The sequence below is a fragment of the Allobranchiibius huperziae genome (genome assembly GCF_013410455.1).
GTDB classification, from domain to species: Bacteria; Actinomycetota; Actinomycetes; order Actinomycetales; family Dermatophilaceae; genus Allobranchiibius; species Allobranchiibius huperziae.
This window is the reverse complement of record NZ_JACCFW010000001.1, coordinates 2395508-2416405: the sequence shown is the minus strand read 5'-3', so window position 1 is coordinate 2416405 and position 20898 is coordinate 2395508. Positions and strand designations below refer to the sequence as shown.

Here is a 20898-nt window from a genome sequence, read left to right as displayed (position 1 = left end):
CATCAGCGCGGCGGGACGGCGGTGTACGGCGGCAGCTGGGGCGCGGCGATGCCCGCGGCGTCCAGGCCGAGCTTGGCCCGTTCGCGGATCTCACGCGATACGGCGTACTGCTCGCCCGGCACGCACTTGGCGATGATCCGCAGGGTGACGCTCCCGCCGGTCACCGACTCCACCCCGGCCACCAGCGGCGTCTCCAACAGCTTCTCCTTCCACGGAGATTCGTCGTCGATGCGCTCGGTCACCTCCCGCAGGGTGCGCAGCGCCTTCTCGACGCTCTGGTCGTAAGCGATGGGCAGGTCGACCGTGGTCGTGGCCCAGCCCTGCGACTTGTTGCCGATCCGCAGGATCTCGCCGTTGCGTACGTACCAGACCACCCCGTCGGCGTCCCGCACCCGCGTGATGCGCAGCGTGACCTCCTCGACGGTGCCGATGGCCTGACCGGTGTCGATGACGTCGCCGACGCCGTACTGGTCCTCCATGATCATGAAGATCCCGGACAGGAAGTCCCGCACCAGACTCTGCGCGCCGAAACCGAGCGCGACACCGCCGACGCCGGCGGAGGCGAGCAGGGGAGCGAGCGGCACTCCGAGCTCGGCCATCACCATCATCGCGGCGATGCCGTAGATGACGAGGGTGGACACCGACCGCAGCAGCGATCCGGTGGTCGCCGCTCGCTGCTTACGGCGTTCGCTGTCCAGGCCCGCGGCCTGCCGGATGACCCGGCCGGACCGGCGGGTGGCCACGGTGCGCTCGTGAGATCGGGCCTCCATCACCTCGACAGCGCGCCGGATCGCCCGGTGCACCAACCAGCGCAGGACCATCGCACCGATGACGATGCCCGCGATGGTGATGGGTGTGCCGAGCAGCAGGCCCCAGCCGCTGTGGTCGGCGTCGGTCACGAGGTGCACGAATGCCATGGCCGTCAGTGTGACTGCCACGGGTCGCCCGACCCAAGTCGGCGGACCCCGGCGGCCGCTCTGCAAGACTGCCGCCATGTCCGAGGGGTCTCCGCTGGCGCAACTCGCCCGCGCGCATGGTGTTGCCACCGAGTATCGGGACTGGAAGGACAACCACGTCACCGTCTCCGACTCCACGATCGCCGCGGTGCTGACGGCGCTCGGCGTCGACGTCTCCGACGACGCGGCGGTCACCGAGGCGCTGCGGGTGGCAGCAGACGGCACCTGGCGCTTGGTGCTCCCCACGGTCGTCATGGTGCGCAAGGGCACCGAGTCGTGGGTGCCGGTGCATCTACCGGACGGCGAAAGCCTCTCCGCCCGCATCGAACTGGAAGACGGCGCCGAGCAGGACATCGCGCAGGCCGACCACTGGGTCGACCCTCGTGAGGTCGACGGCGTCCTGACGGGCGAGGCGACCGTGGTGATGCCGGCGTCGCTGCCCCTCGGCTATCACCGCCTCGTCGTGCGCACAGGCGAGGACGAGCACCGTACGACGGTCATCGTCACCCCCGCCCGGCTCGCGCTGCCCGCTGCGCTGCGTACCGACCGCGCCTGGGGACTGCAGGCGCAGCTGTACGGCGTTCGCAGCGCTCGCAGTTGGGGCATCGGAGACGCTGCCGACCTGGCCGAGCTCGGCACCTGGGCCGCTCGCAACGGCGCCGATTTTGTGCTCGTCAACCCGGTGCACGCGGCCGAGCCGATCGCCCCGATGGAGCCGTCGCCGTACCTCCCGACGACGCGGCGGTTCGTCAACCCGATGTACATCCGGGTGGAGGAGGTCCTCGAGATCGGCTACCTGTCGGCCGCGGAGCACCAGTTGGTCGAGTGGCACGGCGACGACGCGCGGCGGCTGAACAATCTGGAGCAGCTGGACCGCGACGGGTGCTGGACAGCCAAGGAAGCAGCGCTGCGGATGCTCTTCCGGGTGCCGCGCACCCACCGCCGGGTGCGGGAGTTCGAGCAGTTCTGCGCCGACGAGGGCGACGGACTGGTCGACTACGCCACCTGGTGCGCGCTCGTGCTCGATCGCGGTCTGCCCTGGCAGGAGTGGCCGAAGGAAATGCACGACCCCCGGTCCGATGCCGTACGCGCCGAGCGTGAGCGACTCGCGACCGAAGTGGAGTTCCAGTGCTGGCTGCAGTGGATCGCGCAGCGGCAGCTCGCCGACGCGCAGGCCGAGCTGCGCAGCGCGGGCATGGGCGTCGGCGTGGTCGCGGATCTCGCGGTGGGTGTCCACCCGTCGGGAGCCGATGCCTGGGCGCTGGGCGATGTGCTGGCGCGCGACATCAGCGTCGGCGCGCCCCCGGACGACTACAACCAGCTCGGGCAGGACTGGAGCCAGCCGCCGTGGCGACCCAATCGCCTTGCCGAGCAGGCGTACCTGCCCTATCGGGAGATGATCCGCACGGCCCTGTCGATGTCCGGTGGGCTGCGGGTCGACCACATCCTCGGTCTCTTCCGGCTCTGGTGGGTGCCCCGTGGCGAGTCGCCCACCAAGGGCACCTACGTGCGCTACGACCACGAGGCGATGGTCGGCATCCTGGCGCTGGAGGCGCACCGTGCCGGCGCCGTCGTGATCGGCGAGGACCTCGGCACCGTCGAGGGCTGGGTGCGTGACTACCTGGCCGAACGCGGCATCCTCGGCACCTCGATCCTGTGGTTCGAGCGCGACAAGGACGGCGCGCCATTGCCGCCGGAGACCTACCGTCAGCTCTGCCTCGCCAGCGTCACGACCCACGACCTGCCGCCGACGGCCGGGTATCTGCAGGGCGAGCACATCAGCGTCCGGCACAGCCTCAACCTGCTGACCCAGCCGCTGGAGGAGGAGATCGCCCAGGACGACGCGCAGCGCGAGGCTGTCCTGTCGGTGCTGCGCACTCGCGGCCTGCTCGGCGAACGCGCGTCGATCGAGGACCAGGTCGACGCGCTGCACCGCTTCCTGACCTGGTCGCCCAGCAAGATGCTCGGCGTCTCGGTCAACGACCTGGTCGGCGACGTGCGCACGATCAATCAGCCGGGCACCCACGACGAGTACCCCAACTGGCGACTGCCCCTTGCGGACGGCAACGGCAACGCGGTGAGCCTGGACCAGCTGATGGTGTCGCGGCGGGCCAAACGACTGATCCGCTGCGTCACCCAGCGCGAACGCTGACCCGCCCGCCCGCGTCGTTCCGGGCCCGAGCGGGCCCTAACGAGCAGCGGGCGGGCCCCTCAACCGTCGTTCGGGCCCGAGCGGGCCACAACGAGCAGCGGGCCGGCCCTTCAAGCGCTGTTCGGGGCCGAGCGGGCCACAACGAGCAGTGGTCAGCGCTGGGCGTCGCGGACCTGCGCCCGCAGGGCCCGGGCGACCGCGTCGCGGTGCTCGCTCATGATCCGGCGCAGCGCATCGGGCGCGTCACCGTTGTCGCGCAGCCACGCCTCGGTGGCGTCGAGCAACCGCTGGTCGGCGAGCGTCATGGGGTACATCCGCTTCGCCACACCGGAGGCGATGGCGAAGGTGCGGCCCTCCCACATGGTGCGGATGCCGGCGTGGAAGCGCTCGACGTACGGCTCCAACAGCTGCGGGTCGTGCGCCGTGGCGAATCCTGCGGCCACCGCGACCAGCGTCTGGTTCGGCAGGTCCGATCCCACGAAGGCAGCCGCCCAGGCGGCCTCCTTCGCCTCGGCCACCGGGTACGCCGCCCGCGCGCCGGCCGCTCGCTCCGCACCGGTCGAGGTGCGGTCGCGCGCGAGCTCCTGCTCGATGACGTCGTCGCCGATGGCGCCGGACGCCGCGAGCGACGTGAGCAGCGACCACCGCATGTCGGTGTCGATCGCCAGCCCGGCCAGCGGCGCAGTGCCGTCCAGCAGGCCCCGCACCACGGCGATGTCCTCGTCGCGAACCGCGACCTGCGCGAACGCACGGGCGAACTGCAGCTGGGCGTCGCCGCCGGCTGCAGCGTTCCGCAGGAGACGCCCGAGACCGTCGGCCACCTGATGGCGCGTCGCCTCACGGTGGTCGGGAGCGACGTACATCCGGCGACTGACCGCGATCTGCTCCAGCGCCACCTTGATGGCCGTCGAATCATGCTCCGTCGCAAGCACATCGAGCATGAACGCGATGAAGTCGGTCGCCGCCGTCTCGGCCTCGCGGGTCATGTCCCACACGGCCGCGGTCACCAGTGAGCGTGCCAGGGAATCCTGCAGCGCCGTGGGGTTGGCGAGCGCGGTCGCCAGCGACACATCGTCGAGCCGGATCTTCGTGTAGGCCAGGTCGTCATCGTTGAGCAGCAACAGGTCCGGGCGCGCCGCGCCGGCCAGCTCGGGCACCGTCGTGCGAGGCCCGTCGACGTCCAGCTCCAGGTACGACGTGCGCTCCAGCCGCCCGTCGCGCAGGTCGTAGCAGCCGACACCCATCCGGTGCGGGCGCAGCGTGGGGTGGCTGTCCGGGGCGGTCTGCTCGATGGTCACGGACGCGAGGCGCCCGTCGGCGGTCTCGATGGCGGGGCGCATCGTCGCGACTCCGGCCGTCTGCAGCCACGTCCGAGCCCACGCGGTGAGGTCGCGCCCGGAGGTCTGCTCCAGCTCGGCGAGCAGGTGACGCAGGTCGGTGTTGCCCCACGCGTACTTCTGGAAATAGGAACGCAGGCCCGCCACGAACGGCTCGCGCCCGACGTACGCCACGAGCTGCTTCAGCACCGAGGCGCCCTTGGCGTAGGTGATGTTGTCGAAGTTGTTCTCCACATCCGACCAGTTGCGCGCGTCGGCGGCGATCGGGTGGGTGGAACTCAGCTGGTCGGCGATGTAGGCGGAGGACTTCTCGGCCAGGCTGAAGGTGGTCCAGGCGCTGGACCAGCGGGTCGCCTCCGCCTGCGCGGTGGTGGAGGCCCATTCGGCGAACGACTCGTTCAGCCACAGGTCGTCCCACCAGCGCATCGTCACCAGGTCGCCGAACCACATGTGCGCGAGCTCGTGCAGCACGGTGAGCGCGCGGCGTTCGACCAGCGACTCCGGCACGGCCGAGCGGAAGACGTAGATCTCCGCGATGGTGACCAGGCCGACGTTCTCCATCGCGCCCATGTTGTATTCGGGGGCGAAGAGCTGGTCGTACTTGGTGAAGGGGAACTCCCGGTCGAACATCTCCTCGAAGAACGCGAACCCGCGCTTGGTGAGGTCGAAGATGTTGTCGGCGTCGAGGTGCTCGCGCAGCGAACGACGGCACAGCACGCCGAGCGGGATCTCGCCGGCGCGTGTGGTGACCGAGTCGCGGACGACGTCGTACGGGCCGGCCGCGAACGCGGTGACGTAGGAGCTGATCGGGGGAGTGGGCGCGAAGACCCAGGTGGCAGAACCGTTCTCGCCGTCGGTTCGTTCGGAGGCGGGTTCGTTGGACAGGACCTGCCAGGTCGCCGGGGCGGTGATGGTGAAGGCGAAGCGGGTCTTGAGGTCGGGCTGCTCGAAGACCGGGAACGCGCGTCGGCTGTCGGCGACCTCGAACTGGGTGTAGAGGTAGACCTCGCCGTCCGTCGGGTCCACGAAGCGGTGCACACCCTCGCCGGTGTTCATGTAGCGGCCGACGGCCTCGATGCGTACGACGTTCTCGGCCGCCAGGCCCGGCAGCGTCACGCGGGCGCCGTCGTAGTGGGTCGCCGGGTCCAGGGAGACGCCGTTCAGCTCGATCGCGCGCACCGAGTCGCCCAGGAAGTCCACGAACGTGCTGGCGCCGTCGGTCGCGCTGAACTCGATCCGCGAGGTCGTGCCGAACGTCTGCGGGCCGGTCGTGAGGTCCAGATCGACGGCGTGCGCCTGCACCTCGACCAACTCGGCGCGGGCGCCGGCCTCGTCCCGGGTGAGCTCCTGCAGTGCCACGTTCGGTCCCCTTGCGTCGTGTCTCCCGGGCGGCTCCCGGGCTCCGCCATCCTGTCATCCGGTTGCAGTGGCAAGATGACGAGTGTGACCACCAGCCAAGCCGAAATGTTCTTCGATCCGATGTGCCCGTGGGCATGGATGACCTCCCGATGGTTGCTGGAGGTGGAGAAGGTCCGCGACATCGAGATCACCTGGTCCGTGATGAGCCTGTCGGTCCTCAACGAGGACCGTGACCTGCCCGAGGACTACCGCGCCATGATGGGCCGCGCGTGGCTGCCCGTGCGGGTGGTCATCGCCGCGGAGCGCGAGCACGGGCCCGAGACCCGCAAGCAGCTGTACGACGCCATCGGCACCCGTCTGCACCCGGGCGGCCGCGGCAAGGACGAGGACGACCTGCGCGCGGTGCTGAGCGAGGCCCTGGACGAGGTGGGTCTGCCGCAGGACCTGCTCGAGCGGGCGCAGAACGTGCCCGGCGACGAGATCGACAAGGACCTGCGCGCCTCGCACCAGCGGGCGATCGACATGGTCGGCGACGACGTCGGCACCCCGGTCGTGAGCGTCGAGGGCACCGCGTTCTTCGGGCCGGTCGTCACTCCTGCGCCCAAGGGCGATGCCGCGGGCAAACTCTGGGACGGCTGCCTCCTCGTCGCCGCGACCCCCGGATTCTACGAACTCAAGCGGTCACGCGAAGCGTCGCCGGACTTCAGCTGAGAGGCGAGCGGATGCGGGTGCATATCGGAGGGGACCACGCGGCGTACGACATGCACCGCGAACTGGTCCGCTGGCTGGGCGAGCAGGGCCACGAGGTGGTCGACCACGGCGCGAAGGAGTACGACGCGCAGGACGACTATCCGGTCTTCGTGCTGCGCGCGGCGGAGGGCGTCGCGCAGGACGAGGGCTCGCTGGGCATCGTCCTCGGCGGCTCCGGCAACGGGGAGCAGATGGCGGCCAACAAGGTGCCGGGCATCCGTGCCGCGCTCTGCTACACGACCGAGCTGGCGCAGCTGGCCCGGCAGCACAACAACGCGCAGGTGATCTCCCTCGGCGGGCGTTTCAACACGGTCGAACAGGCCAAGGCGATGGTCTCCGTCTTCCTCGAGACGCCGTTCTCCGGCGAGGAGCGCCACCAGCGCCGCCTCGACATGCTGACCCGGTTCGAGAAGGACGGCTCGCTACCGCAGGAATGACGCGGGGCGGCAGTGAGTCTGCGCCGCGTAATTGTTGTGTAAAGCCTGCGTATGGGCGTGCTGTGTTCCGCTGACGGCCGGGTTACGTTTCGCGTATGGCTGTTCACGTCCACTTCACGCCTCGCGATGCGACGCGTGAAGACGGGGTACGCCGGCCCCCCGTGGGGGCCGCGATCATCGCGGCGTTGTGCATCATCGTGGTGCTCACCGTGCTGTCGGCGAGGTTCGACGGTCTGCTCGCCGCGGTGCTCGTGCTGGCGGCCGGAGGAGGGGCCCTCGGCCTGGGGGTCTCGTCCGTGCGGCATTCCCCGTGGCTGTCCCACGCGGTCTCCTCGACCCTGCTGCACGAACTGCACGAACGCGTGCGCGTGCAGGGCCGGATGCCCGAACTCCCCGCCGGGTGGCGGGTCGAGTCGGTGACCCGGGCAGCCGACGGGGATCGCTTCTCGGGCGACTTCGTGATCGGCAACCGCACCGACGAGCACCGTTTCGAGGTCGCTCTGGTCGACGTCTCGGGCAGCGGACACGAAGCAGGCTCGCGTTCGATGCTCATGGGCGGAGCGGTGAGCGGACTGCTCGGCCCCGTCGCGCCGCAGGATTTCCTGCCTGCCGCCAACGACTACCTGGTGCGCCAGAACTGGTCCGAGGGCTTCGCCACCGCGATCCACGTCTGTGTGGATCTGGCCGACGGCAGCTTCTCGGTGGGATCTGCCGGCCACCCAGCTGCCGTGCAGTTCCACGCCGCCAGCAACATCTGGACCACGGTCGAAGGGGCCACCGGCACCTGCCTCGGAGTGCTCGAGGGCCAGAATGCGCGGGACTACCCCCGTGTGGCAGGCGTCCTGGAGCACGGCGACGCGCTGTTGCTCTACACCGACGGGATCGTGGAGACCCGCGACTTGGACCTGTCCGAAGGGCTCGCCCAGGTGCTGGACACCATCCGCGCGCTCCCGACGTCCGTGGGGTCCGCCGGCCGGGTGTGCGAAGCGGCACGATCGGGTCAGGGTGACGACCGCACCGCCGTCATGCTCTGCCGCGACTGAGCGTCGTCCCGCACGAGCCCACGCACACTCCATGTGTGCGTTCCATGCATGCGAAGAGTGCCGAACCCGTCAGGGCCCGGCACCCTCGTGACCTGCCTGGTCGGTGATCGACCTCAGTTCTGGTTCTGGTCGCCGCCGTCGGCGTCGTCACCGCCCTGACCGCCACCGAGGCGGTCACTGACAGCGTCCTGGCCCTTGTCGATCTGGTCGGAGTATTTGCCGCCGGTCTTGTCGTCGACGAAGTCCCCACCCTTCTCGACACCCTCCTTGAGCTTGTCCGGGTTGTCGTTCGCGAAGTCGCTCGCCTTGTCCTTGGCGCTGTCGAACAGTCCCATCAGATCTCCTTCGAGAGAGCCGCGACCAGATGCCGTGGCCATGGATTCCACGTAAGCACAGGTCGGGGTCGGCCGTCGAGAGGCGATTCGTGGCATGGACCGGGCGGGTGACCGGCGGGTGCCCGCAGCCCGCAGTACGAGCAGGCGGCGTAGCTCAGCGACCGTGCTGCCGGCCGATCGATTTGGTCATGGACAGTGACGCGGCGACGAAGCCGAGTGAGTCGTAGAGGCGGCGAGCGGCGTCGTTCGACACCGTCACGGAGAGTCCGAGTGAGTCGGCGCCGGACGTTCGCGCCTCGTTCTCGGCCGCGATCATCGTGGCCCGGCCGAATCCACGACCGCGGTGGGTCGGTCGGATGACGATGTCGTACACGTAGGCGGTGCGCGGCCTGCTGGAATGCGCTCCCCACCACAGAGTGCCGACGACATCATCCCCATGGGTCACGTTGAGCACGTGCATGCCCGGCGTCACGCGTCCGCCGGGGAGGGCCGTCCGGACCTCGTTCTGCGCGAGCCGCTGTGCTTCCTCCGCCGTGAGTCCGTACCGCGAGCTCAGTGTCTCCGCGTAGGAACGTTCGTGCTCGCTTCGCCACTCGTCGAACTGCTCGTCGGTCATCTGCGTCAAGCGGACCTCGGTGGGGGCCATCGCGGTGCTCCTGTCTGAGCAATCGGGGTCTGGGCACCCATCGTCTCCGGACGGGCGCGAACGCGTGACGCAGTCGCCGCCGAGGCCGGCGTCCGTCATCGGTCGGCCCGACGGGAGAATCCCGCCACGTCGACGACAGGCGACCAGGTCGGAAGCACCGCTATCGGCGGGACAGGCAGAGAGTCACTGAACGGCGGGGCGGTGTAGACGACGGCCCCGCCGGTCACGGTGAGGACCGACTCGATAGTGGGGATGGCCTCCGTCGGCACGGTCATGTAGTCCTCGCTGAGTATCGCGAAATCCGCGTCCTGCCCTGCTGCGATGCGACCCTTGCGGTGCTCCTCGCCACTCAGCCATGCACTGCCGACGGTGTAGGCGTGCAGGGCCTCTTCGCGGGTCAGCCGGCTTGAGGGGTCGGCGACCTGCGTCCCGCCGACGGTGCGGCCGGTGATCATCCAGTACAGGCTGATCCACGGGTTGTAACTGGCCGGCCTCGTCGCGTCCGTGCCGGCCCCCATGGGGATCCCTGCGTCGAGCAGCGCGCGTAACGGCTGCACGGCGGCGGCGGCTTCGGAGCCGTACCGCTCGAGGAAGTACTCCCCGGAGAAGGACAACCGGTTCTGCACCGCGATGCCCCCGCCCAGCGCCTTGAGCCGTTCGATGTTGCGGGGACCGATCGTCTCGGCGTGGTCGAGCAGCCAGCGCGACGTGTAACCGACCTCGGGGAACACCCGCTCGAAGACGTCGAGGAAGTGACCGATGGTCTGGTCGTACGTCGCGTGGACGCGGATGGGCCAGTCGTGCTCGGCGAGGATCCGGGTGACGGCCTCGAAGTGGTCGAGCGCGTCCTGCGACAGCTCTGGACGCGCGGCCAGGAAGTTCTCGTAGTCGTGCGCAGCCCAGGCCAGCACCTCGCCGGCGCCGCGGAGTCGGTAGCGGGCGTCGAGCGCTGCATCGGCCGTATCCGGCTTCTCGTCGTGCGTGGTGCGCTCCCAGAAATCCTCCTCTGATCCCGGCCGCTGGGCGAAGAGGAAGTTGGACAGCCGGATGGCGAAACCCGGCTCGCCGGCCAGCCCCGCCATGCTGCGGTAGTCGTCGGGGTAGGACGTGTTGCGCTCGCCCGCGTCCACGGTGCTGGTGAGTCCGAACCGATTGAGCTCGCGCAGGAACAGGCGGGTGGAGCTTTCCCGTTCGTCGTCCCGGTCGAGGTTCGGCAGCTTGGCGATGACGGCGTAGACAGCGGTGTTGCCGGTGACGATGCATCCGTCGTCGCCCAGTGCGTAGTCCGGGCTATCGGCCAGATCGGAGTCGGACGCGATACCCAGGGCCTTGACGCCCGCCCGGTTGATGATGACCTTGCTGTAGCCGTAGAGAACGAGGACGGGGGTGGTGGGCGCGGCCTCGGTCAGCTCGGAGGTGGTGGGCATCCGACGTTCGCTGAACTGCCAGGGGGACCATCCGCCCATGACGCGCACCCACTGTCCGCTCGGTGTGCGTGTCGCCTGGTGCCGGATCATCGTCAGTCCGCGCTCGAGCGAGCCGACACCGTCCCAGCGCAGTTCCAGGTTGTACATCAGACCGCCACGCACGGTGTGCATGTGCGAGTCGTTCAGTCCGGGGACGACCCGGCGCCCACCGGCGTCGATCGTCATGGTGGCCGGTCCGGCGAGGCGCCTGATCCCCTCGTCGTCGCCGACAGCGACGATGCGTTGACCCACCACGGCCAGCGCGCTCGCGGTGTCCTGCTCCGGCGAGTTGGTGGTGATCCGTGCGCCGAACACGACCAGATCGGGCGGCAGGTCATCGCTGGACGGGTTCGTCACTGCGCCTCCTTCGCGGGGAAGAGAGAGGTGGCATTGACCGTGGTGAGCCCGCGCCAACTGCGCCCGGCCACCGGGCGGGCGGCGTCGAGCGACGCGATCTGCGCGGCGACACCGGCCGTCGGGGTGAAGCAGAAGTCACTGCCGAAGAGCAGCCGGTCGGAGCCGAACGCGTCAGCCGCGATGGGCGCGCTGCGCGGGAAGGGCGTGCCGGCCAGTTCGAACCACAGGCGGGACACGGCGGCGACCACATCGATCTCCGGCGCATCGGGGAAGAACGCGCGACGCAGGAACTGGACCCGGTCGACGACCAGCGGAAGCACACCCGCCGAGTGCGTGAAGATCCAGTCGATGTCACCGAAGCGGTCGAGGACGCCCTCGAGGACGAGGTCGACCGCGGCGCGGGCGGAATCGAAGAGGAACTCCAACATCGGACGCGGCAGGCCGATCGCCGTCTGCGGCCAGTTCGTCGGTGAGGTGGGGTGCACGAACACGACGGCAGAGCGATCGTGCAGCAACTGCCACAGCGGCGCCAGGGAGGGGTCAGCGAGGTAGACGCCGTTCCGGTTGGTCTCGACCGCGACCCCGGAGGCGCCCAGCTCGTCCAACGCGCGCACGGCTTCCGCGCACGCCTCGCCCACCGCATCGAGGGGCAGAGTGGCGAAGAAGGCGAACCGGTCGGGACGCTTCTCGCACAGCGCGCCCGCGAACTCGTTGAGATGTCGACTCATCGCACGTGACGCCTCACCCGACAGGAAGCTCACCCCCGGTGTCGATATCGAGAGATGCGACCGGGCGATGGAGTGCTCGTCCATCATCGCGAGGTGCGCCGCTTCGGACCAGGTCGGCCATTGTGGGGTGCCGTCCGGTTGGGCAATTCCGGCGCGGCGCGCCGCCGAGATGTAGTCGTCGGTGAGGAAGTGACTGTGCACGTCGATCAACGGCTCAGCGCCCATTCTCGTCTCCCCGCATCTCGTGCCGCAGATCTGGCCTCAAAAGTAGGTCGGGTCCGACATGGGGTGGGAGGGTGCGTCACACCCACTCCGGTCGTGTGCCGGCCGGCCCGGTCAGCTCGGCTCTACTGTTGCTGTCCATGGGCGAGGGCAATGAGCTCGGCGATTTCCTACGGGCCCGGCGCGCGCTGGTCGCACCTGAATCGGTCGACCTGCCCGCCGATCCGCAACGGCGGGTGACCGGGCTGCGACGTGAGGAGGTGGCCCTGCTCGCGAGTGTCAGCACCGACTACTACAGCCGCCTCGAGCAGGGTCGAGAACGGCACCCGTCCGACCAGGTCGTCGGGGCCCTGGCACGAGTGCTTCAGCTCGGACCCGACGCCGAAGCCCACCTGTCCGCACTGGCCCAGGGTTCCGCGGGCGTGAAGGGGGCATCCCCGTTCGAGGTCGATGCCGACCTCATGGCCATGCTGGAAGGGACCGTCGCGGCTCCCGGTCTGATCGTCGGGCCCGCGATGGATGTGCTCGCCGCCAACTCGCAGGCGCATGCCCTCTACCGCGGGTTCGACCGCCTCGACAATCTGGCGCACAACCTGTTTCTCGACCCGTTCGCGGTGCGCTTCTACGCCGAGTGGGAGGTGGCCGCCGCCGACGTCGTGGCCAATCTGCGCGCGATGACCGCGTCGTTCACGGATGACCCCCGTGTCACTCGCGTCCTGGGGGCGCTGACCTTGCGCAGTCCGGCATTCACCACCCTGTGGGCGCGGCATGACGTCAAGGCTCGGGTGCGGGAGGTCAAGACGTTCCACCATCCCGACATCGGCGACATCACCGTGAACTTCCGTGCATTCTCGGTCTCGGGAAGTCCTGGACAGCATCTGTTCCTCTACGTGCCCGAGCCGCACAGCGCCGGTGCCGAGGGTTTGCGCCGGCTGACCGGGCGGGGTGACCAAGAGACGACTCATCGGGTGCGGGACCCCGCCGCGACGCACTCCTGACGGCGATCGTGGTCCCGTCGTGACCGGCGCGGGGCCGCCCTGTGCGACGACTGCGTGGCAACGACGGGAACCGTTGCGGGCCAACGCTGTCGGAGCCTGCGGTGCGGCACTGTGAGCGGGTGACGAGAATCGAACTCGCGTAGCCAGTTTGGAAGACTGGGGCTCTACCATTGAGCTACACCCGCGTGGCGCAACCTCGTCCCACCCGATGGTGTGTGGTCCGGTGTGCTGCGCCGAGGCGATAGCGTACTGGCTCGCGTGGTGTGGTTCGCACCAGCCGCGCAGCACGGGGTATGGCGCAGCTTGGTAGCGCGTCCGCTTTGGGAGCGGAAGGCCGCAGGTTCAAATCCTGTTACCCCGACGAAGAAGGGGCAACAGGATGCTGGGAGCGGGCGGAACGAAGTGAGCCCGTGGTTCCTGTTACCCCGACGAAGAAGGGGCAACAGGATGCTGGGAGCGGGCGGAACGAAGTGAGCCCGTGGTTCCTGTTACCCCGACGAAGGAGGGGGCAACAGGATTTGTGCTCGAGATGTCGATTCGGGACGGTCGCGGGGTGTGAGAACCCTCCTGAACCGACATCTGGAGACGCCCGGCCGGGGCACCTCGTACCCCACCGGTTTGCTCGCGCCCCGCTTCGTCAGGGAACATGGCAGACGGTTCCCGCTTTCGCCGCCCGGTCGTCCGGGTCGCCGACGCCCGCCTTGCGACGTACGCCGGCAGAGAGCCCCTTTCGATCTATGGAGTCTGTGCAGTGAAGAGCGCCGTCGACACCCTGAGCCCGACGCGGGTCAAGATGACCATCGAGGTCCCCTACGCCGAGCTGGAGCCGAGCGTCAGCGCGGCCTACAAGACCATCGGCAACCAGATCCAGGTGCCGGGCTTCCGCCAGGGCAAGGTGCCGGCACGGATCATCGACCAGCGGGTCGGCCGTGGCGCGGTGCTGCAGGAAGCCGTCAACGAGGCCCTGCCGGAGTTCTACGGCCAGGCGCTGGAGAGCAACGACGTGCAGCCGCTCGGCCAGCCCGAGGTCGAGGTCACGGACGTGCCGGCGACCGAGGGTGAGGACCTGAAGTTCACCGTCGAGGTCGACGTGCGTCCGCAGTTCGACCTGCCCGACTTCTCCGCGATCAGCGTGACCGTCGACCCGGTCGAGGTCACCGACGAGGACGTCGACGCCGAGATCGAGACGCTCCGCGAGCGGTTCGGCACGCTGGCCCCGGTTGAGCGCCCCGCCGCCGAGGGTGACTCGCTCACCATCGACCTGTCCGCCACGATCGGCGACGAGAAGATCGACGACGTCTCCGGCGTCTCGTACGTCGTCGGCAGCGGCAACATGCTCGAGGGTCTGGACGACGCGGTCACCGGTCTGTCCGCCGGCGACACCGCCACCTTCGAGGCCGCCCTGGCCGGCGGCGAGCATGAGGGCCAGGCCGCCCAGTGCTCCGTCACCGTCCAGTCGGTCAAGGAGCGTCAGCTGCCCGACGTCGACGACGACTTCGCCCAGTTGGCTTCCGAGCACGACACGGTCGCCGACCTGCGCATCGACATGACCGCGCAGGCCGAGCGCGGCAAGCGTTTCCAGCAGGGCATCCAGGCGCGCGACAAGGTCCTGGACCAGCTGCTGGAGGACCTGGACCTCGCGGTGCCGCAGAGCATCGTGGAGGCCGAGGTGCAGCAGCACCTCGAGGGTGAGGACCGCGTCGACGACGACGAGCACCGCGCCGAGGTCACCGAGAGCACGACGAAGGCACTGCAGAGCCAGTTCCTGCTCGACAAGATCGTCGAGGAGAACGAGGTGCAGGTCTCCCAGGAGGAGCTGATCGAGTACCTGATCATGTCCGCGCAGCAGTACGGCATGGACCCCAACCAGTTCGCGCAGGCGCTGGACCAGCAGGGCCAGGTGCCCGCGGTGATGGGTGAGGTCGCCCGTCGCAAGGCGCTCAGCACGGTGCTGGAGCGGGTCACGGTGATCGACACCAACGGTGAGACCGTCGACCTGAACGCGCTCAACGACGCCGAGCAGGACGAGGACGCGACCGACACGGAGACCGCCGAGGCCACCGACGACGCCGACGTCATCGAGGTCGCGGGCGACACCGACAGCACGCCCGCCGACTCCGAGGATTCCCAGGACTCCTCGGCCGAGGCTCCCAAGGCCTGAATCGCTCGCTCTGACAACGGGGCTCGCACATCGACTCGATGTGCGGGCCCCGTCATCGTGTCCGGTGCAGGCCGCGCGCACGTCGCGGCCTTGCGCTCACGGCGAACACGGCGAAGATCGGGGACGGAACGGCGCGAGCCGGGCGTTAGGGTCCAGTAGAAGCTGATTCGACCGCTTCGTGACCGCGCGCATGCGGGGTCGACCGGAGCAGTCCGACGCGATGAGAGAAGAGAAGACCTTGAGTGACATCCAGAAGGTCTCGATGGCGACCCAGGCACCGACCGGGGGACTCGACGACCAGATCTACAACCGGCTGCTGAAGGAACGCATCATCTTCCTCGGCTCCGACGTCCGTGACGACAACGCCAACGTGATCGCCGCGCAGCTGCTGCTGCTGACGGCCGAGGACCCGAACGCCGACATCTGGCTCTACATCAACAGCCCCGGCGGTTCGATCTCCGCGGGCATGGCCATCTTCGACACAATGAACTGGATTCCCAACGACGTGGCCACGGTCGCGATGGGAATGGCGGCCAGCATGGGGCAGTTCCTGCTCTCGGCCGGCACCCCGGGCAAGCGTTATGCGACCCCGAACGCACGCGTGATGATGCACCAGCCGTCCGGTGGTCTCGGCGGCACGGCCTCCGACATCAAGATCCAGGCCGAGCAGATGATCTTCATCAAGAACAAGATGGCCGAGCTGATCGCCCAGCACACCGGGCAGACGGTCGAGCAGATCACCGCCGACTCCGACCGGGACCGCTGGTTCTCCGCGCAGGAGGCCAAGGAGTACGGCTTCGTCGACCACGTCTTCGAGCGTGCCGAGGATGCCCCCGGGCAGGTGAAGGCATGAGCAACTGGACCGATTCGAGTGGAGCACAGATGAATTCGCCGTACGTCGGTCACGCTGGCCTCTCCGTACCAGCGCCGTCGAGCCGCTACATCCTGCCGCAGTTCGAGGAGCGCACCTCCTACGGGATGAAGCGCTCGGACCCCTACAACAAGCTCTTCGAGGACCGCATCATCTTCCTCGGCGTGCAGGTCGACGACGCGTCGGCGGACGACATCATCGCCCAGCTGATCGTGCTGGAGAGCCAGGACCCCGACCGGGACATCCTGATGTACATCAACTCTCCCGGTGGCTCCTTCACCGCGCTGACCGCGATCTACGACACGATGCAGTACATCCGCCCCGACGTGCAGACGTTCGTGGTCGGTCAGGCCGCCTCGGCCGCTGCCGTTCTGCTCGGCGCGGGCGCGGCCGGCAAGCGCTACGCCCTGCCGAACGCGCGGATCCTGATCCACCAGCCCGCCATGGAGGGCACCGGCGGTACGGCCTCCGACCTGGAGGTCACGGCCAACGAGATCTTCCGGATGCGCGAGTGGCTCGAGGAGACGCTGGCGTTCCACACCGGTGCGACCGCCGAGCAGATCCGCAAGGACATCGAGCGCGACAAGATCCTGACGTCGGCCCAGGCCAAGGAGTACGGCCTGATCGACCAGGTGCTGACCAGCCGTAAGGCCTCCGGTCAGGTCTGAGAGGCCCGATCACAGCACCCCGTACGCCGCTCACCCTCCGCGGGTGGGCGGCGTTCGTGCGTTCCGGGTCCGGTCGCACACGCTGAGATCCGGCTTCGGGATGGTGTTTACCTCGCCATACCGTGCGAAATCGGGATCTCACCGCGGTCGCCCCGAAGCAGCGGTCAGTCCTCCAGGTCGCGCAGCCGCAGCAGTGACCGTACGGGCAACCGGCGACGTGGTTCGGCGTCATCAAGGCCGTCCACGATGACCGCGGCGCCGATCCAGTCCGCTCCGGCGTCCGCGACCAGTTGCCGGCAGGCGGTCGCCTGGGCGCCGGTGGCGATCCACTCATCCACGAAGAGCACGCGATCGGTGCCGCGGAGTACTGCACGCCGCACCGCGAGCTCCTGTTGTTCATCGCAGTAGTCCGGCGCCGTGGTGCGCACGAACCACTGGTCGGTGTGCGCGGCCCGTTCTGCCCCCTTGCGTACCTCGACGAAGCCCACGCCGAGATGGATGGCGACCAGAGGACCAAGCAGCAGGCCGCGGGACTGGACGCCCATGACCACCGTCGGGTCGCCCTTCGGGAACAGGCCACCCAGCATCGGACCGAGCTGCGCGAGCAGATCGGGATTGCGCCACCACCCGCTCACATCGGCGTAGCTCACGCGGTGCGCGGGCCACCGCGGTGGGTCGGAGTGCCACCGGAAGTGGTGGCGCAACGTGGTCTGCATGTGGTTCACGGCTGTGAGTGTGGCGGGTGACCAGGTTTGAATGCCAACGGATTTCGCAGCGCGTACGGTGGGGCGATGAGCATCCGCAAGGGCAGCACGGTCACGTGGAAGTGGGGCCAAGGGACCGCCGACGGCACCGTCACCGCCGTTCACCACGACACGGTGACCCGCACCATCAAGGGGAGCGAGATCACCCGCAACGGCAGTGACGACGACCCGGCGTACGAGATCGAGCAGGACGACGGCACCACAGTGCTGAAGCTCCGCAGCGAGGTCGAACAGGCCTGACGGCCACCGCGCAGGGTCGCCGCGCGCCCTGTACGGCGCGCCGTGGCTCCACGCGCGCGGCGAGGCCGTCAACCGGCCTACGCGGGGCGTTGCGCCGACAGCGGACAGGCGTGACTTGTGCCGCGACACCGGGTTTCAATGACGTGGGCGCAAGTCGCCGACGGGTAGCGTCGGGACCTCGACACCCGTCGCACGAAGTTCTCGTAGGACCGCCGGAAAGGATCGCCACGTGGCACGCATCGGAGAGGGCGGTGACCTGCTCAAGTGCTCCTTCTGCGGGAAGAGCCAGAAGCAGGTCAAGAAGCTGATCGCCGGGCCCGGGGTCTACATCTGCGACGAGTGCATCGATCTGTGCAACGAGATCATCGAGGAGGAGCTCGCCGAGACCTCCGAGGTCGGGCTGGACAAACTGCCCAAACCGCGTGAGATCTTCGAGTTCCTGCAGCAGTACGTCGTCGGTCAGGACGCTGCCAAGCGCGCGCTCGCCGTCGCTGTCTACAACCACTACAAGCGCATCCAGGCCGCTGAGCAGATCACCAAGAAGGACGCCACGGCCGTCGAGATCGCCAAGTCCAACATCCTGCTGATCGGCCCGACCGGCTGCGGCAAGACCTATCTGGCGCAGACGCTCGCGCGGATGCTCAACGTGCCCTTCGCGATCGCCGACGCGACCGCGCTCACCGAGGCGGGCTACGTCGGCGAGGACGTCGAGAACATCCTGCTGAAGCTGATCCAGGCCGCCGACTTCGACGTGAAGAAGGCCGAGACCGGCATCATCTACATCGACGAGATCGACAAGGTCGCCCGCAAGAGCGAGAACCCCTCGATCACCCGTGACGTCTCCGGCGAGGGTGTGCAGCAGGCGCTGCTGAAGATCCTGGAAGGTACGACGGCCAGCGTGCCGCCGCAGGGCGGCCGCAAGCACCCGCACCAGGAGTTCATCCAGATTGACACCACCAACGTGCTCTTCATCGTCGGCGGAGCGTTCGCCGGGCTGGAGAAGATCATCGAGTCCCGTGCGGGCAAGCAGGGCCTGGGCTTCGGCTCCGAGCTGAAACTGAACACCGGCGCGTTGGAGAGCTTCTCCGACGTGCTGCCGGAGGACCTGATGAAGTTCGGGCTGATCCCGGAGTTCATCGGCCGCCTCCCGGTCATCACCACGGTCGAGCCGCTCGATCGTGCGGGCCTGGTCTCGATCCTCACCGAGCCGCGCAACGCGCTCGTGCGTCAGTACGAGAAGATGTTCGAGATCGACGGCGTGGAGCTGGAATTCAGCGAGGACGCCATCGAGGCCGTCGCCGAGCAGGCGATGCTGCGCGGCACCGGTGCCCGCGGACTGCGCGCGATCCTCGAAGAGGTGCTGCTGCCGGTGATGTTCGATGTGCCGAGCGACGACGACATCGCGCGCGTCGTGATCACCCGCGAGGTCGTGCTCGACAACGTCAACCCGACGATCGTGCGCCGCGAGGCCACCCCGCCGGCCCGCAAGCGCGCGCCGCGCAAGGAATCCGCCTGACCCGATCCACTTTCGCGAAGGTCCCGCAGCACCGACGGTGCGCGGGGCCTTCGTCGTACCCGCAGGAGCGGTGCGGCGGCCGGCTCACCCGTCGCCGTCGGGCCGGGTCAGCTCCCGTCGCACCCACAGGAGCACACCGGCGAGCAGCAGCAGCGCAGCCACGGTGAAGACGCCGGTGGCGGGGAGGCGTCGGGTGCTCCACGCCAGAGCCGCACACCACGTCAGCGCTGTCAGGACGCCGACGACGGCGATGCGCGCACCCCAGAGGGCGGTCACCGCGCGCCCGACCGGCGATCCCGGATGGCCGTGCGCCACCAGCGTCAGACAGCCGTGGTTCACCAGCAACGCGGTCGCGACGATGAGCGTGTAGCCGTCCACGCCGCGGGAGCCCGCCCAGACCCACCCCAGGGCGGTGACCACCGTCAGCAGGTTCGCTCCGACCCCGGTCGAGTCGAGCAGGACGAGGGCGAGTGCCACAGCGAAGAGCACGATCTCCAACGCGTTGGCGTGAGCCGCGACCGGGATCATCACCTGCACCAGGACCGCGCTCAGCACCGCCGCGAGCAGCAGCAGCAGCCGATGCGGATGCAGGTCGAGGACGGTCGCGGAGTCCACGCGTCGTGCGACGGTCATCGGACGCGTCCCCCCACCCCGGCCGCGCCCATCCGGCGCAGCACCGGATCCAGCGAGCCGGGCCCCCGCCACGGCACCACGGCGAGACCGTGGGCCTGCAGCCGTTGGATGCGCACCTGTCGCTGCAGCATGCTCAGCCGCTGCGCGGGGTCCCCGGATGCGGTGACCGCCGGCAACGAGTCGACCAGCACGGTCGGAAGGCCGCGCTGGGCCGCTTCGGCGGCGAGCGTGGTGGCGGCGGTGCCGACCAGCGGGGTCACCACGACGACGAGCGTGCCGCGCGATGCACGGATCCGGTTGCGGGCGCCCATGCCGGCGCCGAGCGCTCCGGGCCGCACCCCCGACAGCTCGTGCAGGATCCGTCGCAGCTGTCCCGACCCACCCCTGCTGCGCACGCGTTCCGGGCGGACGCTGCTGAGGACCTGCAGCCCCACGCGTTCCCCACGCTGCAGCAGGTGAGCCGCCATCGCCGCGCAGGATCGGACCCCGATGTCGAGCGAGGTCTCGGCGTGCGTACTCGAATCGCCGTACTCCTCCTCGGCGTCCAGCACGAGCAGGATCTCGCTGTCCAACTCGGCATAGGTCGTGCGGACGTGCAACTGTCCGGTCCGCGCGGAGATCGGCCAGTGGATGCGGCGCAGTCGATCGCCGCTCTGAAAGCCCCGGATGTCCGCGAACTCCGAACCGTCACCGCGACGCTGGCTGCGGTTCTGGCCGACCAGACCGGCGGGCCGGGGCGCACCGCCCGTTGCGGTGAAGGCGGGAATGGCGGGGCTGACCTGGACGCGGCTCGGACGGAACGGCAGCGGACCGGCCCGGAAACCGGACCAGGTGCTGAACGCGACGCAGCTGCCGCTGCCTACCTCTGCGGGCCCCCATCGCCGGGCGGCCCACCGCATCGACAACTCGGCGGATTCACCGGACGGTACGGCGCGCAGCAGGCCGGACGCCGGGTCGGTGTCGACGTGCGCGGTGCAGGAGGTGGTGGCGTCGACGATCTCGGCGCCGGCCAGATCGGTGACCTGCAGGGACCATGTCTGGGTCGCCCCTTCATGGGTACGCGGCACCGTCGTCGCGTCGATCACCCGCGGTCGTCCTTCCGGGCGGTCCAGGAGCGACCAGACGGAGATGATCAGCAGGGGAGCGGCCACCACGACCAGGCCGGAGTTCTGCGACAGGACGGCGATGACGAGCAGACCTGCCGTGGCCGCGGCCGCGGTGAGCAGAGCCGGGGTGGGACGCCAGCCGTTCACGGGACC

General features: G+C 69.1%; 19 protein-coding genes and 2 tRNA genes. 11 read left to right on the top strand and 10 right to left on the bottom strand.

The features are described 5' to 3' along the window. Nucleotides 1–2: 2 nt before the first annotated feature. Nucleotides 3–917: a mechanosensitive ion channel family protein gene (locus HNR15_RS11315; RefSeq protein WP_179481825.1), complete on the bottom strand. Its 915-nt coding sequence runs from the start codon at nt 915–917 to the stop codon at nt 3–5. Between the two features lie 76 nt (nt 918–993). Here HNR15_RS11315 and malQ point away from each other — a divergent pair, with 76 nt between their 5' ends. Next, complete coding sequence (gene malQ, locus HNR15_RS11310) at nt 994–3108, top strand: 4-alpha-glucanotransferase (protein WP_179481823.1); 2115 nt, start codon at nt 994–996, stop codon at nt 3106–3108. A gap of 152 nt (nt 3109–3260) precedes the next feature. Here the strand turns inward: malQ and pepN are convergent, their stop codons facing one another. Continuing rightward, nucleotides 3261–5804 carry an aminopeptidase N gene (gene pepN / locus HNR15_RS11305; protein WP_179481821.1) on the bottom strand — a complete coding sequence of 848 codons (2544 nt, stop codon included), beginning with the start codon at nt 5802–5804 and terminating at the stop codon, nt 3261–3263. 75 nt (nt 5805–5879) lie between these two features. Here pepN and HNR15_RS11300 point away from each other — a divergent pair, with 75 nt between their 5' ends. The 3 genes from HNR15_RS11300 (at nt 5880) to HNR15_RS11290 (ending at nt 8034) form a co-directional block, all read left to right on the top strand. Next, entirely contained in the window at nt 5880–6515 is a 636-nt protein-coding gene (locus HNR15_RS11300) for a mycothiol-dependent nitroreductase Rv2466c family protein (protein WP_179481819.1), read from the top strand. A gap of 11 nt (nt 6516–6526) precedes the next feature. Beyond that, nucleotides 6527–6991 carry a ribose-5-phosphate isomerase gene (locus HNR15_RS11295; RefSeq protein WP_179481817.1) on the top strand — a complete coding sequence of 155 codons (465 nt, stop codon included), beginning with the start codon at nt 6527–6529 and terminating at the stop codon, nt 6989–6991. Between the two features lie 95 nt (nt 6992–7086). Continuing rightward, a complete protein-coding gene (locus HNR15_RS11290) occupies nt 7087–8034 on the top strand; it encodes a PP2C family protein-serine/threonine phosphatase (protein WP_179481815.1) in 948 nt (315 codons plus the stop codon). Between the two features lie 113 nt (nt 8035–8147). Here HNR15_RS11290 and HNR15_RS11285 read toward each other — a convergent pair whose 3' ends face one another. From HNR15_RS11285 to HNR15_RS11270, 4 genes are all read right to left on the bottom strand, one after another. Beyond that, complete coding sequence (locus HNR15_RS11285; protein ID WP_179481813.1) at nt 8148–8369, bottom strand: antitoxin; 222 nt, start codon at nt 8367–8369, stop codon at nt 8148–8150. 154 nt (nt 8370–8523) lie between these two features. Beyond that, nucleotides 8524–9015 carry a GNAT family N-acetyltransferase gene (locus HNR15_RS11280; protein WP_179481811.1) on the bottom strand — a complete coding sequence of 164 codons (492 nt, stop codon included), beginning with the start codon at nt 9013–9015 and terminating at the stop codon, nt 8524–8526. Nucleotides 9016–9110: 95 nt separating this feature from the next. After that, nucleotides 9111–10838, bottom strand: a complete 1728-nt coding sequence (locus HNR15_RS11275) for an amidohydrolase family protein (protein ID WP_179481809.1) — start codon at nt 10836–10838, stop codon at nt 9111–9113. Next, nucleotides 10835–11791, bottom strand: a complete 957-nt coding sequence (locus tag HNR15_RS11270) for an amidohydrolase family protein (protein ID WP_179481807.1) — start codon at nt 11789–11791, stop codon at nt 10835–10837. The genes HNR15_RS11275 and HNR15_RS11270 overlap by 4 nt, the downstream gene beginning before the upstream one ends. Nucleotides 11792–11928: 137 nt before the next feature. On the opposite strand from HNR15_RS11270, the gene HNR15_RS11265 reads away from it, so the two are divergent. Beyond that, complete coding sequence (locus HNR15_RS11265) at nt 11929–12786, top strand: helix-turn-helix transcriptional regulator (RefSeq protein ID WP_179481805.1); 858 nt, start codon at nt 11929–11931, stop codon at nt 12784–12786. Between the two features lie 114 nt (nt 12787–12900). Here HNR15_RS11265 and HNR15_RS11260 read toward each other — a convergent pair. Next, nucleotides 12901–12971 (bottom strand) — tRNA-Gly (locus HNR15_RS11260). A 102-nt stretch (nt 12972–13073) separates the two neighbouring features. Here HNR15_RS11260 and HNR15_RS11255 point away from each other — a divergent pair. The 4 genes from HNR15_RS11255 to HNR15_RS11240 all read left to right on the top strand — a co-directional run bounded on the left by HNR15_RS11255 (nt 13074) and on the right by HNR15_RS11240 (nt 16486). Then, nucleotides 13074–13147 (top strand) — tRNA-Pro (locus HNR15_RS11255). 390 nt (nt 13148–13537) lie between these two features. Beyond that, a complete protein-coding gene (tig, locus tag HNR15_RS11250) occupies nt 13538–14947 on the top strand; it encodes a trigger factor (protein ID WP_179481803.1) in 1410 nt (469 codons plus the stop codon). A 262-nt stretch (nt 14948–15209) separates the two neighbouring features. Continuing rightward, a complete protein-coding gene (locus tag HNR15_RS11245) occupies nt 15210–15800 on the top strand; it encodes an ATP-dependent Clp protease proteolytic subunit (RefSeq protein WP_179483731.1) in 591 nt (196 codons plus the stop codon). A gap of 29 nt (nt 15801–15829) precedes the next feature. Then, a complete protein-coding gene (locus HNR15_RS11240; RefSeq protein ID WP_179483730.1) occupies nt 15830–16486 on the top strand; it encodes an ATP-dependent Clp protease proteolytic subunit in 657 nt (218 codons plus the stop codon). A 164-nt stretch (nt 16487–16650) separates the two neighbouring features. Here HNR15_RS11240 and HNR15_RS11235 read toward each other — a convergent pair whose 3' ends face one another. Then, a complete protein-coding gene (locus HNR15_RS11235; RefSeq protein ID WP_179483729.1) occupies nt 16651–17202 on the bottom strand; it encodes a phosphoribosyltransferase family protein in 552 nt (183 codons plus the stop codon). 75 nt (nt 17203–17277) lie between these two features. On the opposite strand from HNR15_RS11235, the gene HNR15_RS11230 reads away from it, so the two are divergent. Both HNR15_RS11230 and clpX read left to right on the top strand, forming a co-directional pair. After that, nucleotides 17278–17490: a hypervirulence associated TUDOR domain-containing protein gene (locus HNR15_RS11230; protein WP_179481801.1), complete on the top strand. Its 213-nt coding sequence runs from the start codon at nt 17278–17280 to the stop codon at nt 17488–17490. Nucleotides 17491–17719: 229 nt separating this feature from the next. Next, nucleotides 17720–19006 (top strand): ATP-dependent Clp protease ATP-binding subunit ClpX, encoded by a 1287-nt coding sequence (gene clpX, locus HNR15_RS11225; RefSeq protein WP_179481799.1) that lies wholly within the window; start codon nt 17720–17722, stop codon nt 19004–19006. A gap of 84 nt (nt 19007–19090) precedes the next feature. Here the strand turns inward: clpX and HNR15_RS11220 are convergent, their stop codons facing one another. Further along, complete coding sequence (locus tag HNR15_RS11220) at nt 19091–19639, bottom strand: hypothetical protein (protein ID WP_179481797.1); 549 nt, start codon at nt 19637–19639, stop codon at nt 19091–19093. After that, nucleotides 19636–20892, bottom strand: a complete 1257-nt coding sequence (locus HNR15_RS11215; protein WP_179481795.1) for a DUF58 domain-containing protein — start codon at nt 20890–20892, stop codon at nt 19636–19638. Before HNR15_RS11215 ends, HNR15_RS11220 begins: the two co-directional genes overlap by 4 nt. Nucleotides 20893–20898 lie beyond the last annotated feature (6 nt).

Bases quoted from the DNA above. Each gene is read 5' to 3' on its own strand.
- HNR15_RS11315 (WP_179481825.1), bottom strand. From the start codon at position 917: ATGGCATTCGTGCACCTCGTGACCGACGCCGACCACAGCGGCTGGGGC.
- HNR15_RS11300 (WP_179481819.1), top strand. From the start codon at position 5,880: ATGACGAGTGTGACCACCAGCCAAGCCGAAATGTTCTTCGATCCGATG.
- HNR15_RS11245 (WP_179483731.1), top strand. From the start codon at position 15,210: ATGGCGACCCAGGCACCGACCGGGGGACTCGACGACCAGATCTACAAC.
- HNR15_RS11235 (WP_179483729.1), bottom strand. From the start codon at position 17,202: ATGCAGACCACGTTGCGCCACCACTTCCGGTGGCACTCCGACCCACCG.
- HNR15_RS11220 (WP_179481797.1), bottom strand. From the start codon at position 19,639: ATGACCGTCGCACGACGCGTGGACTCCGCGACCGTCCTCGACCTGCAT.
- HNR15_RS11280 (WP_179481811.1), bottom strand. From the start codon at position 9,015: ATGGCCCCCACCGAGGTCCGCTTGACGCAGATGACCGACGAGCAGTTC.
- HNR15_RS11230 (WP_179481801.1), top strand. From the start codon at position 17,278: ATGAGCATCCGCAAGGGCAGCACGGTCACGTGGAAGTGGGGCCAAGGG.
- HNR15_RS11285 (WP_179481813.1), bottom strand. From the start codon at position 8,369: ATGGGACTGTTCGACAGCGCCAAGGACAAGGCGAGCGACTTCGCGAAC.
- HNR15_RS11240 (WP_179483730.1), top strand. From the start codon at position 15,830: ATGAATTCGCCGTACGTCGGTCACGCTGGCCTCTCCGTACCAGCGCCG.
- HNR15_RS11270 (WP_179481807.1), bottom strand. From the start codon at position 11,791: ATGGGCGCTGAGCCGTTGATCGACGTGCACAGTCACTTCCTCACCGAC.
- HNR15_RS11290 (WP_179481815.1), top strand. From the start codon at position 7,087: ATGGCTGTTCACGTCCACTTCACGCCTCGCGATGCGACGCGTGAAGAC.
- malQ (WP_179481823.1), top strand. From the start codon at position 994: ATGTCCGAGGGGTCTCCGCTGGCGCAACTCGCCCGCGCGCATGGTGTT.
- HNR15_RS11295 (WP_179481817.1), top strand. From the start codon at position 6,527: ATGCGGGTGCATATCGGAGGGGACCACGCGGCGTACGACATGCACCGC.
- HNR15_RS11265 (WP_179481805.1), top strand. From the start codon at position 11,929: ATGGGCGAGGGCAATGAGCTCGGCGATTTCCTACGGGCCCGGCGCGCG.